At 41.6% G+C, this 15946-nt stretch carries 11 protein-coding genes; 3 read left to right on the forward strand and 8 right to left on the reverse strand.

The window, feature by feature from the left end:
• Window positions 1-95: 95 nt before the first annotated feature.
• The 6 genes from essA to NST65_RS14865 all read right to left on the reverse strand — a co-directional run bounded on the left by essA (window position 96) and on the right by NST65_RS14865 (window position 9960).
• Window positions 96-581: a type VII secretion protein EssA gene (gene essA, locus NST65_RS14840; RefSeq protein ID WP_041115809.1), complete on the reverse strand. Its 486-nt coding sequence runs from the start codon at window positions 579-581 to the stop codon at window positions 96-98.
• Window positions 571-3480, reverse strand: a complete 2910-nt coding sequence (gene esaA, locus NST65_RS14845) for a type VII secretion protein EsaA (protein WP_342489049.1) — start codon at window positions 3478-3480, stop codon at window positions 571-573. The genes essA and esaA overlap by 11 nt, the downstream gene beginning before the upstream one ends.
• On the reverse strand, window positions 3477-7952 hold the full coding sequence (essC, locus tag NST65_RS14850) for a type VII secretion protein EssC (protein ID WP_342489050.1): 4476 nt from the start codon (window positions 7950-7952) through the stop codon (window positions 3477-3479). The genes esaA and essC overlap by 4 nt, the downstream gene beginning before the upstream one ends.
• Window positions 7953-8003: 51 nt before the next feature.
• Complete coding sequence (essB, locus tag NST65_RS14855; protein ID WP_111926655.1) at window positions 8004-9317, reverse strand: type VII secretion protein EssB; 1314 nt, start codon at window positions 9315-9317, stop codon at window positions 8004-8006.
• A gap of 14 nt (window positions 9318-9331) precedes the next feature.
• Window positions 9332-9571 (reverse strand): EsaB/YukD family protein, encoded by a 240-nt coding sequence (locus NST65_RS14860; RefSeq protein ID WP_003213579.1) that lies wholly within the window; start codon window positions 9569-9571, stop codon window positions 9332-9334.
• 95 nt (window positions 9572-9666) lie between these two features.
• Window positions 9667-9960, reverse strand: coding sequence for a WXG100 family type VII secretion target (locus NST65_RS14865; protein WP_003213769.1), 294 nt, complete (start codon window positions 9958-9960; stop codon window positions 9667-9669).
• 406 nt (window positions 9961-10366) lie between these two features.
• Between NST65_RS14865 and NST65_RS14870 the strand changes: the two genes are divergently transcribed.
• From NST65_RS14870 to NST65_RS14880, 3 genes are all read left to right on the forward strand, one after another.
• Window positions 10367-11596 (forward strand): PucR family transcriptional regulator, encoded by a 1230-nt coding sequence (locus NST65_RS14870; protein ID WP_024423341.1) that lies wholly within the window; start codon window positions 10367-10369, stop codon window positions 11594-11596.
• Window positions 11597-11706: 110 nt separating this feature from the next.
• Entirely contained in the window at window positions 11707-12843 is a 1137-nt protein-coding gene (gene ald / locus NST65_RS14875; RefSeq protein WP_111926657.1) for an alanine dehydrogenase, read from the forward strand.
• 116 nt (window positions 12844-12959) lie between these two features.
• Window positions 12960-13556: a biotin transporter BioY gene (locus NST65_RS14880; protein WP_034282595.1), complete on the forward strand. Its 597-nt coding sequence runs from the start codon at window positions 12960-12962 to the stop codon at window positions 13554-13556.
• A 38-nt stretch (window positions 13557-13594) separates the two neighbouring features.
• On the opposite strand, the gene NST65_RS14885 is transcribed toward NST65_RS14880, so the two are convergent.
• Both NST65_RS14885 and NST65_RS14890 read right to left on the reverse strand, forming a co-directional pair.
• Window positions 13595-14371 carry a sporulation protein gene (locus NST65_RS14885; RefSeq protein ID WP_111926659.1) on the reverse strand — a complete coding sequence of 259 codons (777 nt, stop codon included), beginning with the start codon at window positions 14369-14371 and terminating at the stop codon, window positions 13595-13597.
• Window positions 14372-14531: 160 nt separating this feature from the next.
• Entirely contained in the window at window positions 14532-15860 is a 1329-nt protein-coding gene (locus tag NST65_RS14890; protein ID WP_024425962.1) for a Na+/H+ antiporter family protein, read from the reverse strand.
• Window positions 15861-15946: the final 86 nt, after the last annotated feature.

Genomic DNA, 15946 nt, shown 5'->3' on the forward strand with positions numbered 1-15946 from the left:
ATCTCCTCCCTTGATATCACTATTTTACGTAGTGAAACGGTATGACATCAAGCAATCTGCATAAAGAAAAGCCTGCCTCTATTAAAAGAGACAGACTATTTCTTTTCAGCCTTCACATTCACCTTTGGAATCAGGATGATCATCACAACGAGACCAAGGGCTATCAAGAAACCAAAGATCATCGGAAGCAGTGCCGATGTCTGCTTCTCATGATCATCCTCAGATGGTGCTGATACAGCCGAATCACTAAAAGAGATATTCATCTCTTTCATCATACGAGCTGGTGTTTTGGGCGGGTTCTCCTTTAGATCACTAAAAAGCTGCGGAGAAAGAGATCCCCCCGGGGCTTTGGGCGGTTCAGCAAAATGAATGTCTGTTTTGATTTTTGACGTCGTTTTGCTTTGTTCGTATTTCGTTTGATCCCTCAATATACTCGAGTTAATATTAAGTTCCTTTTCCTGATATTCATTCGGCTTGACATTCGTATCCGTATCTTCACCAGCAGCGAAAGCAGCAGGGATGAGGAGAAAAAGGGAAACGGCAACGAGTGCCGCCCCTTTCACGAATAGATTAAGCTTCATGAGTCACATCACGTTCCTCTGTTTTATCTTTCCATAGCTTTTTCACAAGCGGTACGACCATGAAAAGGACAGTTAAAATCACTAACCCTGTGACGCCCATTCCAAAGGTGTCTCCATTTCCATATTGGATCGACAGGTATACGTCTGTCACTGGATTGGTAAAGTGGAAATTCGGCATCACCAAATCAATTAACGGTGCGACAAAGAAGAAAATCAGTGCCGTTGCTGCCATCCATCCGGCAATGGAACCGAAAAGGAAGGCCGTGCGAATAAAGGCAGAGCACGCCACTAACAACAAAATGGTGAAGATCGACCATTGAATGGCTTGATCATCTGCAAGCTTGTAAATGTTCAGTCCAAACAAGCTGATCATGAGCCCGACTAATAGATTCAAGATGCCAAACAGTGCACCTTTGACCAGCATCGGAGCTGACGCATAATACGAGCTGAAAAAGCCAATTAACAAACTGCTGATCATCACAATGACCAAAATGACGACCGGCGGTACAGTCTGCGTTTTTTCCTCCGGCACATCGCCGCTGATTTTCAGCGGATTGGCTAAATGGTTATACACATAGTTGCTGTTGCCTTGATCACTTAATGTATTTCCTAAAATACCCTTTAAATCTTGCTGAACAAGCTTTGTAGAGTCGACATTCTTGCTCCAGTTTTCATTCAGCGTATCTGCTTTTTCTTGAACTGTTGTGACACTCTCTTCAATGTTATTCGTATAATCCGCCACCCCTTTTTGGCGATCGGTTAACGAACTCATATTTTCAGAAAGACGAAGCACTTCCTGACCAATTGAATCCTGTGCACTGACAACAATTGAACTGCCTGCAAGATCAGCTGTATACACCGCATCTCCTTGATCAGCCATTTGCTCAGCTACATTGTCCGCACTTTCAGAAATTGTCTGTAATTCCTGTTCCATGCTTGCCTGCTGAGTCGTAATGTACTCCGAATAACCATCTGAAAACTTCTGCATCTCATCAATAAAAGTAGACACATCATCGTTTGATGTCAGCATCTGGTTTTTGAGCTTATCCCAGTTCTCAGTTTCTTCTTTTTTGATGGAGAGGATGGATTGGATTTCATCTGGTTTGGTGTCGACCAAAGAAGAAGGATCCTTCTCTTGATAGAAGCTGTTAAGTAATGCTTCATAATGTACTAATTCATTTGAATACTTTAATAATTCTGATGCATTTTCTGATTTTGTATTAAAATCCCCAAGTTTATCCATTTTCGATGTATATTGATTTAATGGAGATTGAGTTGTTTCTATTCGTTCTAATTTTCTTGTAATAGCAGATTCTTGTTTGATGATGGATTTCTTTATATCACTTATGTTTTTATTGTTGCTAGTTTCTATTCTTATTATTTTTTCTTCTAGTTTATCTATTTTATCTGTTAAAGATTTTAATACTTTACTCAAAAGATCGACTTTTCCTTGTAATTGATCATTATGAGCTGTGGTTTTCTCCTCGATATTCTTTTTCACTTCTTCTAATTTTAGGGACAGTGCTTTTAGTTGCTCTTTTGATTGAACTGACGTTGATTTGGTTTCCCCAGTTTGTTCTGGATTTTCTTCACCAATTTCTGGAGTAGGTGGCGTTTCTTCATTTCCAGACAACTCATCTGCCACTTGATTTATTTCTGTTGAGATTTCAGATAATTTCTTCGTCTCTTCTTCAAGATCGATTTTCAAATCGTCTGTCGAGTCTTTTTGGTCTTCACCTTGATTATTCGAATCCTCATTCGGATCCTCTTTCGGTTTCTCTGCTTCAAGCAATGCCTTTCTTGAAGCTTTCAATTGCTCTTGCAATGGAGTAATTTTATCCCCTATGTATGCAAGATATTGAGCTTCATAATTTCTAATCAGTTCTTCCTGAGACGTCTTCACAAGTTCCTTTAACCCCGTGGATTGCTTAGGAATAACGTCTTCTCTCGACTTTTGAACAGATTGGATGGCGCTGTCCGTTGTTTTCAGCTGACTTTGTACCCCGTTGATGTCTGTTTTTAGTCCGCCCATTTGATCACTAAAGCTGCGGGCATTTTGGTTTTGAATGTCAGCGAGCTGTTTGAGCCCTTGCTGGATTTTCTTTTGACTTGCTGATTGCGCTTTGATCAAGAGATCCTTTTGTTTGTCTTGATACTGCTGATATTGATCGACTGCTTTCACAAAGTCCTTTAACTGGTTCTTTGCCTCTTCTGTGGTACTCAAGCCGTCTTTATACTCTTTCTGTGAATCGGCCATCGCATTTTTTAATTCTTCTATTTGTTTCTTCTGCTGCTGGACGGCATCTGATAGTTTGTTTGAGTTCGGTTTATAGAAGTTGTACATCGTGTTTTGGAATTCGACTTCTTTGCCGACAATATGCTCAAACTCTTCTCTTACATTGCCGATTTCCTGTGATACAAAACTCCAGTATAGCGTCGACATCTGTTCATTCATTTTCTTTTGTGCATTTTCCAGCTCTCTTTGCACTTTCTCTTTATTGACTGCATTGAGCTGATCTTGAATTGAAAATTGAATGGACGCCTTTTCAGGATGGTCTTTATCATAGCTCAGCACATTTTTAGAGAAATCAGACGGAATATAAAGGACAGCGTCATATTTTCTGTTTTTCAGTCCATTTTCCGCCGCACTGCGATTCACTACAGTCCATGTATAATCAGGACGTTCTGACAATGCTGCCACAACATCCTGTCCGAAACGAGCCGTGTTTTCACTTTCGCTCGCTCCCATATCCTCATTGACCACTGCAATATTTCGTGTGGCATTCTTCTTCTGTTTTGCCGGGTCATCTCCAATCAGGTGGAAAAATAAAACCGGCAGCACAAGAATCAATATCATGGTGGATACGATTTTGATGGAGCTTTTTTGCTGCTCTGTCATTGAACACTCTTCCTTTCTACCGCACATAAAGGAACCTGGATTTTCTTCTCTTTTCCGTTTTCAACCAAATACCCGAAACCTGGCTGAATCTCTGGTTCTTGTCTTGCATACGGGAGCGGTATGATGTTTTGCTCTGATTTTTTCATGAGTAACATGGCATGACGAACTTGTTTGATTTCGTTTGTGAGTGCATCATAGCCCTTACTGAACTCGGTATGATTCCCTGATGCAATCAGGCTGAAGCCTAGGTGTGCATATGACTTCATGAAATCAGCCAATTGATCTTGAAGACGCGGATCGATCGTCTGCTGAAAACGCGTAATGCCATCGATCACAAGCACAATTTGAGGAAATGACAGCTGATCGGTCTCCCCTTGGCGCACAGCTTCGACATACATTTCTTCCCGCACCTTGAATATGCGGTCCATTTCTTCTGCCCATTCGGTGATATCATCCTTTGTTTCAAGGTAATCAATGTTCTCTTCTTTTGCATAATGGGATAGACCTCGATCAATTGAATCAAAGACAGCCAGCTTTTCAGGCTTTGCCACTAAAAGCTGATCGAGCATCAGTTTTGTCACATTTGTTTTCCCGCGCTGCGTTTGACCGATAATGAGGCAATGTTTATTCTTTTTCAAGTCAAAATAAACAGGTGCCACAGATTCCTCATCTAATCCGACTGGAATGTCATAAGGCGGTTTTTGTTCATCTAAACGACTCTCAAGCTCCCAAACTGTCAGCTTATCAGGAAGCATTGGCACAGGCTTTGGTTTTTCGGATGCTTCAAAGCGGTTATGAAGAAGCTGTATCTCTTGTTTCAAATGCTCAAACAATTCGAGATCGTTCTCTCCTTCAACTGGCAGAAACATTTGCGCAAAATAAAGCTCTTCTTTGTTAATAATGACTCGTCCTGGGATCGACTCTAAGCTGAATTTCGGTCTGCCAATAATCGAGTACGCCTCTCCTTGATCCATTAAGTAATGGACAATCTTTGTTTTCAAATTGTTCATCAGCGATTGACGCACTGCATTTACCCGGGTTGCTGTAATCAAGAAGTATATACCTAGTGATTGTCCGTCACGGCTCAGCTGAATAAATTCAGATTCGAGATCATGCATTTCGTCTTTAACAATGTCAAAGTTGTCAATCACGATAAAAATGAATGGAAGCTTTTTCTCATTTAAGGCGTTGTACATTTTGATATGACTCATTTCTTGCTGTCTAAATAACCGCTTGCGATATTCAACCTCTTCCCGCAGACGCTTCATTGATTTTTGGATCTTTCTCATCTGATCCATTAAGAAATAATCCGCCGTATGCGGCAGTTTGGCTAACGGAAGCAATGTTCCGTTTCCGAAATCATAAATATATGCGTGCCATTCTTCAGGTGAATACCTCTCCGCAAAGCTCATCAGCAGTGTTGTAGCAGCAAGTGATTTGCCGTAGCCGGAGGAACCGAAGATGCCAATGTTCCCATCTTCCATCATTTGATAAGAAAGTGGATGCTGGCTTTGCTGATCTGGTTCATCAACAAGCGCAAAATGGAAGACATGCTCTTCACTCGACGCATAACGCGTTTTTGGAATCCGTTCTTCAAGCGGTGGAAGCCATGGACTTGGCAGCTTCTCAATTCCAAGCTCCTGCTGCATACGTTCAATTTCATCCACAACAGCGGAAATCTCCGTCACTGTCTCTTTTTTCACTGCTGGCTCTGTGCTTACCCCTGATAACGGAATAAGACCAGTATCTGTCACAATGGCAATGTCATCTTCTGAGCCGTAGCCATCTTCCATATATGGTGCACCGCTCCAAGCCGATTGGAACAATTCATAAATTTCATTGTTGCCCACTTGTAAATAACCGCGGCCTGTGACCGTAATGGACGCTGCATCACTATTTTTCAAAATTTCCTTACTGTCTGACGCATCTTGTACTTTTAGTGCGACCTTAAAACGGGAGTTACTCCAAATCTGGTCATCAATGACCCCGCCTGGCTTTTGGGTAGCCAAAATGAGATGGACCCCAAGGCTTCGGCCGATACGTGCAGCGCTGACAAGCTCCCTAATAAAGTCTGGCTCTTCACTTTTTAATTCAGCAAACTCATCAGAGATTAAGAACAAGTGAGGCATTGCCTGCTCAGCCTTTTTCTCCTTGTAGAGCTTCGTATAATCATTGATGTGATTCACGTGATACTGATCAAACAGCCGCTGCCTTTTCTTCAATTCACTTTTAATTGAGGCAAGTGCTCTTTCACTAAAGTTCTTGCTGCCTTCAATATTGGTGATCGTTCCAAGTAAATGAGGAATATTTCGAAACGGCTGCGCCATTCCGCCTCCTTTATAGTCAATCAACAGAAAAGCAACTTCATGCGGGTGAAAATGTACAGCGAGCGATAAAATATACGTCTGTAAAAATTCACTTTTCCCCGATCCCGTTGTCCCCGCCAACAGTCCGTGCGGGCCGTGCGCTTTTTCATGCAGGTTCAGATCGACAATGTCGTTTTTCCCCTTATAGCCGATTGGCACTGATAATGATTTGGCCGTTTCTGAAGTCAGCCATTTTTCACGAATGCCAATGTCATCTACCTGTTTGGCATGGAAAAGATCAAGGAATGAGACCGTCTCAGGAATCGAATTGGTCATACCAACTTGATGATCTAATGTTCTCAGTGTTCTGGCAAACAGTTCATTGTCCCCGCGCTGATGTGTATCAAGCTGAAACGGAATGCGTACTGCCTTTTTGTGCTGAATGAGAATATCTCCTTCTTCTTCGTTAATATAACGGACAAGCGTTGAAATATTTTCAGCTAAGCTTTCCTTTGTTTCTGCAGCAAAGAGAATGGAGATACCAAGATCTGTCCGGCTGCCTTCTAAGTATTCTAAAATCACATGCTCGGCAATGAGCTCATGATTTGTCACGATGAACACAAAATGAGGCGTAAAGATTTTCTTGTCTTTTTCTTCTTCTAAATCACGCTCGCGTAAAATTTCATAAATCGAGGACAACAGCTGATCGCGTGTTTGTTCGTTGTAAATAAACCCTTTGCCATATGTATGAGGCAGCTGGAAGTGCGGAAGCCATTTCATCCATTCCCAATTCTCATACTCCTGCTCATGAAAGATAAAGACAAATCTTAAATCGTGATAGCTGTGTGAGAAAGCAAGCTGTCCAACAAGCTGATGAAGCTCATTTTTCACAATCGCAGGCTTCCCAATTAATCCTGTTGGACCATCCGCAAGACCGAATGTAATCGGGACATTCTTCACTTCACGATATACTTTTTGCATGTGCTGCGTTTGTTCCATTAAGTCATCAATATCTCGATTGGCCATATCGCCGCCGCTCATCGATAATTCGTAGCTTGATGGGACTGCGCCTGTGCCAAGACGCAGGTGCAAGAAGTCGTCACTCACAAGCGTCTTTTCCCAAATGCGTCCGCTGATTTCTGATGTTAAATACTTCATTTGTTCAAATGACGGATAATGATACGTCAAAATATATTGCTGGCGGTCATACAGCTCCTGCAGCTCTTTCCGCTTATTTTCTAAATAAAGAGAGTAGACTCGCTGACGCTTCTCTTCTCGTCTTTTGCGCTGTGATTTTTCCTTAAAGTATTGAACGGACGATGTAATTAACGTCATGATAAACATCGCCATCGACACGATAATAAAGATTCCGCGCGGCTGGATTAGGGCAACAATCCCCATCACAAGGAGCATCACAAGCGGCGGAAGGACAACAAGCCAAAGCCCTCTGCTGTTATTTTCACTCTCCTGCGAAGGAAAGCTAAAGGATACCCTGTCATCTGGCAAATCATAAATCAAACGCGGTGTACGTCTGTATGAAGGGTATTTTTGTTTTGTTTCCGTACTTGGCGGTCTTGTTTTTTCCAAACGTGTATGAAAAGGTTCGTAAGCTGTCACCTGTAATAAATCATCGTCTTTAAATGTCACCGTCAGAAAGTTCCAGAACAGCTCATCTCCTGCATATACCTCCTCTGGACCGTGAATTTTCTTTCCGTTCACGTAAATCTTCTCGTCTTGAGGCATGACATACCATGTTCCTTCAATTTTCTCTAAAGTGAACTGGCTGGCATCTTGAAACATGGAATGGGCTTGTTCTTTCCACACATCTATCTCATCTTTCTCTTCACGTGAAAAAGACAGCTCCACTCTATTTCCTAGGTAATAAATATGTTGATCATGATGTGCATCCATTAAAAAAAGTGTAAGTGAACCAAGCTGATATGGTTCATGTGGAAGTAATTTGCCCTTCTTCTCATCTCCCTGATAAATATAAAAACCATCATTCGGTTCTTCAGGAGATAAACGAATGACCCCTTCATCAAACGAAAGTGAAGGGATTGTCACCGTATGCTCTATTTCAGGTCCTATCAGAGCTTCTCGATTGAACTGCTCATCTAAACGGACAGTTTGATAATCCTCCTCATAAAAAACCCAAAGAAGACTCAAACGCTCCACCTCCTCATGGGACAGCACCAACTGTCAGTTGTATCGAAAGAATTATTTTTTCTCATCTTTTTTCGTCTGAGAGGTTTTCTTTTTCGCTTCAGATTCTTTCTCTTTTTTCTCTTGATCGGCTTTTGACTGCTCTTTTTGTTCAGCTGTTTCATCTGTTTGGCTTGCGTCTGAGGAGTCACTTGTGCTTGTCTCGGTTGTTTCTTTTTCTTCATATTTCGCCATTTCCTTAATGATCGGATCTAGCTGTTTTTGTTTTTCTTCAGCAGAAAGGCTGTCATCGTTTTGAATTTCATTGCGGTAGGCGACAAGTGCCGTAAATATGTACCTGTCGTCTCCAAGTACCCGTGCAATATCAAGTGCTTCCTTGCTATTCCCTTGTCCAATATGAATCCAAAAAAGGAAATATTGCGGATCTGTCTGCAATGTGTACGTTTCTGTGATTTCTTTTTTATGCTGATCAAGCAACAGACTGCCTTGGTTCGTTTGTACATACGAAATGGCCAGTTCATATTGAAGAGAGACTGGCATTTGATTGGCTGGATATTTCTCTAACGTATCCACCACTTGACTGTACTGCTTGTTGAGATAATATTTGTTTGCCTCGACGTACGCTTCTTGTTTTGGCATGGCAAAAAAGAAGGTGTAAATGGTGTACACCAATGCAGGGATTAACAGGACAAGCAGACCTAGTCCGATGTATCGCTCGATCTTCCATTTCTTTTTAGGTATGGTTAAGAGCGTTTTTTCTTTCGCATCGATTGCTTTGATCTTTTGCTCAATCAATGCTGACAATTCTTCCAGCGACTTCGTTTCACTAATTTCTTTTGCCAGCTCAGATAATTTCAACGTTTCATTGTAAGCCGCATATTCTTGAAATTGATATTCATGGTCGACCACTCGAAGAACAACAGCCTTGACCTCTTTTAACAGGCGATACTCATCGGTTTCATATGGCGGAATGCTTTCTTTAACCCCATAATGCAAAAATGCAGGAGCTAAGCCTTGATGAAAAACAATGTTTTCAGGAGAAACAATAGGATGCAGCCGCTTCACGTCGTGTTTAAGAACTGCATCGACAAGCTGGTATGAAAAAATCCATTTGCTTTTTTCATCCTTTGCATGGATGAAACGAAATTCCTGATAGGCAGGAGGCGGTTGTATAGAAATGATGACCTCATCTTCAGTTAATTGAATCTCTTTCTGAAATGAAGGATTGATGTCTTTGATCGGTGCCGCTTCTAAACCGTCTAAGAGTTTAATCGTCTCTTTTTGAAAAATAAAGGTATAGGTGCCTCCCTCTTTTTTCATGACTGCTTCTAATTGTTCTTCTAAATAGGAACTCTTTTTATCTGCCATTTACAAAAGTCCTTTCATAGTATTTCCAGCCTGTCTCCTGTGGTAATTCCACAGTCTGACAGCTTATATTCGCCTGAAAACACAGCTTTCTTATTGACTACTCGCACCCATCCGCCTTCCCGCTTTGGAAGCGAGATTTGTTTTGCCTGCCAGGCGATATGGATGACTTGTTTAATATGTAAATAATTTGATAGTCTCAAATCAAACACACTGCCATCATAATTTTTTAAGTCGATGGTAATATCGATATACACAAATTTCCACCTCACAAAATAGAAAGAGCGCCGGCATCCATTGACAGACTCGGCGCTGTTTCTGCTTTTCACACTTAGAAAGGAAATCCCTTTGATTAGCCGCGGATTTGGCTTGCGATGTCTTGGTCAGTGCTTTCAAGTGTATTTGCCGTTTGATCAAGCTGATTGCTGACATCTGTTAATAGATCAGACATTTTGATAAATGAAGGCTTAAGCTGTTCGTATTGATCAGCAAATGCTTCACTAGAAGCACCTTCCCACATTCCTTTTAAATCAGAGATCATTCTATTTAGACGATCAACTTGGTTTAACACTTCTTGACTTTCAACACCATATTGCTTAGCGGTCGCTCTTAGTTCTTCTGGGGTTACGCGAATAATTCCTGACATATTCCTCATTACCTCCCGTGCATAGCCGCCATATAATGGGCTAATCCACTTATTTTTTGACGTTATTATTATAAAAACAGAAATGATACACAGTCAAACAAATCTGTTTTTATTTTACAAAATGAGTCTATAGAATTACTGTTTTTTCGCTTTTTATCTAGTATTTAACAGTTTTTTGGTCATATATTCATAATAAGTATCCACCTGCTTCGGTGGATCTTTCCGCCTATTGATTTTTTACTACGTTATTATTGTACTATTTCTTTTTCAGCGTGCTTCAACATCCATTTGCTTGCTTCTCACACTTTTTGTTTTTTTAAGTTTATGGCAGTTTTTTGTTGATTTACGTACCTCATTCTCTTCATAATGTAAGTACGTGAAATATTCGAAAAAGCAGGGGTTTTTTATGACAAAAAAGACAGATCCGTTTAAGTATAGCCTTGATCGTTTAGAGGATGTGGCAGACCAAATTAGTGATGTGCTCAATTGCCCTATTACTATAGAAGATACTCATCATCGATTATTGGCATATAGCACACACAATGATTTTACTGATCCCGCCAGAACTTCAACCATCATCTCCCGCCGGGTACCGGAAAAAGTCATTAATCGGCTTTGGAAGGACGGCATCATTCCTACACTCCTTAAAACAGACGAACCGCTTCGTGTCCCTCAAATTGCAGAGGTGGGTTTATCTAGCAGGGTCGCCATTTCGATCTGGAAGGACAAAGAAGTGCTCGGATTTATTTGGGCGATTGAATCCGCACAGCCTTTTTCAGAAGAAGAAATGGACCTTCTCAAAATGGCAGCGCATGCCGTGAAAAACAAATTACTCAATTTGCAAATTCGAAAAACGAAAACAGAAGAACGTAATCAGGAGCTTTTCTGGAAGATGCTCACAGGTCATATTCATGAAAAGGATGAGATGCTTGACCTATTTTTAAGGCTTGGCATCAGATGTCCAGACACATATGCCATCATCATCTTCCGTCTTCGTGACGAACTCACAGAGGAGACAGAAAAAAAGCTGTCCTATCTGCTTGAAACAACACAGCAAGTACAGGTACTGTTAACGACTGTTGATTTTCACGAATTCATTATTCTTGTCTCACCAAAAACAGAACATCCGCTTCAAGATATTAAGCAATTCACAAGCGGCATGCTGCAGCAGCTTGCGGACCGGTATCATATTCAGCATGTTCAGGCAGCAATTGGAGGAATTTACGATAACATCTCTCAAATTCAGCCTTCCTATAAAGAAGCACTGGCTGTATTAAAGACGAAAGAACGCTTTCCAGTTGAAACAGAACGTTTAAACAGCTTTTCTGAACTAGGCATTTATCAATATCTTGATGTGCTTGCTGAGAAGCGAAAGGGCTCTTCTTACTCCAGTTACTCTTTATCAAAGCTGGAGGATTACGACCTGAGGCATCATTCCAACCTTGTCGAAACCCTTGAGCGGTTTATTGACTGTGACAGCAATGCCAATATTGCCGCAAAGCAATTAAACATCCACATCAATACCTTAAATTATCGATTAAAACGGATTACAGACATCGCAGAAATTGATTTAAAAAACATGAATGAGAAAATGACCATCTACCTTGATATGAAGCTAAAAAACGTCCATTTGTGAAATTTCACAAAGAGGCGTTTTTTTATTTTTTATTTCAACCGAAGAATTTTCTAAACTTTCCGGATACACTAGACATACAATATCAATAGATAAGCATAGGAGGAATAAACATGATCATCGGCATTCCGAAAGAAATTAAGAACAATGAAAACCGAGTGGCTTTAACACCAGGAGCAGCTTCTCAATTGCTTTCAGCTGGACATCAGATTTTAATTGAAACAAACGCTGGTTTTGGAAGCGGATTCACTGATGACGATTATGTATCTGTTGGTGCAGAGATTCTTGATCAGGCGAAAGATGTATGGGCATCTTCTGATATGATCATGAAAGTAAAAGAACCATTACCTGAGGAATATCCTTATTTCAGAGAAGGACTTATCTTATTTACGTACCTGCATCTAGCCGCAGAGCCCTCCTTGGCTGAAGCATTAAAACAAAAAGGCGTTACAGCCATTGCTTACGAAACAGTAACGGACGGAAAAACACTCCCTCTTCTCACACCAATGTCTGAAGTAGCAGGCAGAATGGCCGCTCAAATTGGGGCTCAATTTTTAGAAAAGCCAAAAGGCGGAAAGGGTATTTTACTTGCAGGTGTACCAGGGGTATCAAGAGGAAAGGTCACCATTATTGGGGGCGGTGTTGTTGGAACAAACGCAGCGAAAATGGCGATCGGACTTGGCGCAGATGTCACCCTGATTGATGTAAACGCAGAACGCCTGCGTCAGCTGGACGACCAATTTGGCCATCAAATGAAAACGTTAATGTCCAATCCTGTCAACATTGCAGATTCAGTCAGTGAGGCAGACCTTCTCATTTGTGCGGTGCTGATTCCTGGTGCCAAAGCACCGACGCTTGTGACAGAAGAAATGGTGAAACAAATGAAGCCTGGTTCTGTCATTGTGGATGTAGCGATTGATCAAGGCGGCATTGTCGAAACCATTGATCACATCACAACCCATGATCAGCCTACTTATGAAAAACATGGCATTTTACATTATGCTGTCGCTAATATGCCAGGCGCGGTTCCGCGGACATCAACTGTTGCGTTAACGAATGTCACTGTTCCATATGCGCTGCAAATTGCGAATAAAGGCGCTGCAAAAGCTATTAGAGAAAACAATGCCATCGCAGAAGGTGTCAATGTGATGAACGGACATATCACGTACGAAGCGGTCGCTCGTGATCTCGGCTATGATTACGTACCTGTCAGCAAAGCCATCGATGCCACTTTTATGACCGAAGCTTAATCAGCTACCCGCCCTATTGATGGGCGGGTTTTATTGTTAACCTAAAATAAAAACAAGTTGACAAAAATCCTTCTTCCCCTTAATCTATTTGTACAGATAAGACAGGGGGAAACATCATGCAAAAGAAGACAAGAACTGCTGACTTTGTGCTAGTGGGAATGTTTGCTGCACTCATGGCTATCGGAGCCAATATCACATCCATTGTGCCATTTTTACAGGTCGGCGGAATTCCACTTACGATGCAGCCGTTTTTTTGTGTGCTTGCTGGTCTCTTACTCGGCAGACGGCTTGGCGCATTAGCTATGATTGTCTATGCCTTGGTTGGAATTGCTGGTGCACCTGTATTCGCCCAGTTCTCTGCGGGCTTTGGGGTCATTTTAGGCAAAAGCGGCGGCTTTGTATTATCATACATCCCTGCTGCCTGGCTTGCCGGATTCATTCTAGAAAAAAGAAAAAACCCTGGCTTTGGCCGCTTTTTGCTTGCAGCCATTGCTGGTACGACCGTGATGTATGTGATCGGAACGACCTATACATACCTCGCATTAAATGTATGGCTTAATGCACCGATTTCCTATCAAACCACATGGTTCTTTATGATCTGGTTTATGGTAAAAGACTACGCATTGACGATATTACTTGCGATGCTGGCACCTAAAATTTATCGCTCTGTATCCAAAGCCACATCCTTTCGAAAACAAGAAGCTGTATCATAGAAAAAAGAGCCTGTCTTCATTCAGGCTCTTTTTCATCATTACTCAGCGTATTGATCTATGATTTCTTCCAGCATTCCTTCAAGCACTTCTACATTTTCAAGATCTGATGGACTGAAGCGGTAGCGCACAAGCTGTTCCCCATCATTATACATCTCCTCAAGCCAGCCTCTCAGGCCTCTTGCTCTACGGTCGACTTCGAAAACAATGTCTAATCCGCCTTCATCTATCAGAAAAATCAGCTCTAACTCATCAAGCATATAGCGATAGTAGTCTGATGTCGGAATGAACTCGAATTCTTGGACGAATGGCAGGCGCCGCTGAAAGTAAGGTGCTTGCTCACAGTCTGCTTCGTTCAGGTGGAAGCCAAGATTTCTAGTGGCCTCCAGTACATTTCTCACCCAAGGGTGTGCTTCAACGAAAATGCGGTCATAGTCAGATTTATCGATTCCGCCTTGGATATCAAGGTCTGTCTCCACTGCAATTTCAACTTTTCCGATCGTCATCGGGGTATCGATAGGAAGAATAAAAGAAAACGGAAATTCATACTTTTCTCCAGGCTGGATGGTAAAAGAATCCGCCACCCGTACAGAATGGATGTTTGCATATTTTCTACGCTCTTCATCATCTTTTACAATCACATACTGTGTTTCAATTTTAACATTGATATGGCGGATTTCCTGAGCAATTTTTCCGCCCTTTACATGGACAGTTCCCGTTACTTCTTGTCCTGGATAATAAGCGTTTTTCTCTAAAATGGTATCTACTTTTGCCGCACCAATTCCTGCACTTGCCGCTAGCTTTTTAAAAAATGACATGTCCCATCTTCCCCTTTTCATTTTTATCAGCATATATACGTAAGATTGAGAAAGAAAGATTCATTTAATTCGTACTTTTGTCCTAATTATTTTTTCATCTGCGAACAACAAAAAAAGCTTATAGAAAAAACATCATTGTTTTCTCTACAAGCTTTTCATTTTACAGAATAATCGCCGCCAGCCAGCCGAACAGAACAAGCGGAATATTATAATAGATAAAAGTCGGGACACAAGTTCCCCAAATGTGGTGATGTTGTCCATCCATATTCAATCCAGATGTTGGTCCAAGCGTACTGTCACTTGCAGGTGAACCTGCATCTCCAACAGCCGCAGCAGAGCCAATAATGGCAATGGTAGCCATTGGACTAAAACCTAAGTGTAAGCAAAGTGGAACAAAGATGGTTGTAATAATCGGAATCGTTGCAAATGATGATCCGATTCCCATTGTCACAAGCAGACCAACGAGCAGCATTAAAATCGCCGCAAGACTCTGGCTGTTTCCGATAAATTGGGAAGATGCTTTGACAAGAGATTCAATGTCTCCTGTTTTTGTTAAAACGTTGGCAAACCCAGCCGCAACAAGCATGACAAAACCGATAAATGCCATCATATTCATTCCAGATGTAATCAGTTCATCTGCTTCATCCCGTTTCATCATTCCAGTCACAAACAAGACAAGCAGTCCTGCGAGTGCACCGAAGATCATTCCTTCCACACCAAGGCTTTGTGATAGATAAAGCTGGACAATCAACGAAACGAGAATAGCAAGACCGGCAAAGAATAAGCTTTTTTTCGTATAAGCCGATTTCTCTACGTCTGTAATTTCACGATTCTCATATACCTTCGGCTTTCGATATACAAAAATGGAAACGATCAAGCCAAGAACCATTCCTGCTACAGGAATCAGCATGGCATATGGAATATCTGCAAGGTTTACAGTCAGACCCGCTTCCTTCATATTGTCACGAAGCATTCCGTGGAAAATCTGTCCAAAACCGACTGGAAGTAATATATATGGTGCAGTGAGTCCGAAGGTAATGACACACGCTAGCAGTCTGCGGTCAATCTGAAGCTCGTTAAACACCTTTAATAACGGCGGAATGAGGACTGGGATAAAGGCAATGTGAACAGGAACGACGTTCTGTGAAAAACAGGACACGATCAAAATGACAAGAACGATGAGCACTTTTGATAGTGTTTTCCGTCTTGAATCACCTTCTTTTCCTAGAAGCTTCACTGCTCCTTCAACCATGGCATCTGGAAGACCTGTTTTCGTCAGTGCCGCAGCAAATGCTCCTAATAACGCATAACTAATCGCCACTGTTGCATTTCCTCCGAGTCCGTCCGTAAAGGCGTCCACTGTTCCTCCCAAGCCTAATCCACCTGCAAGTCCGCCAGCTAAAGCGCCTATTGCCAGCGCAATCACGACATTGACCCGCAGCAAGCTTAATATCAACATTAAAACAACCGCTAAAACAACTGCATTCATGGTGAAACCCCCGAAATCCTTTAGTTTACTAATGTAGTAGATAATTAAAGTACCAACGTATGTTACCATAGAAAAAAAACTTCGTC

Origin of the sequence: Bacillus sp. FSL P4-0248 (assembly GCF_038593305.1) — a bacterium.
In the GTDB taxonomy this organism is placed as follows: domain Bacteria; phylum Bacillota; class Bacilli; order Bacillales; family Bacillaceae; genus Bacillus; species Bacillus safensis.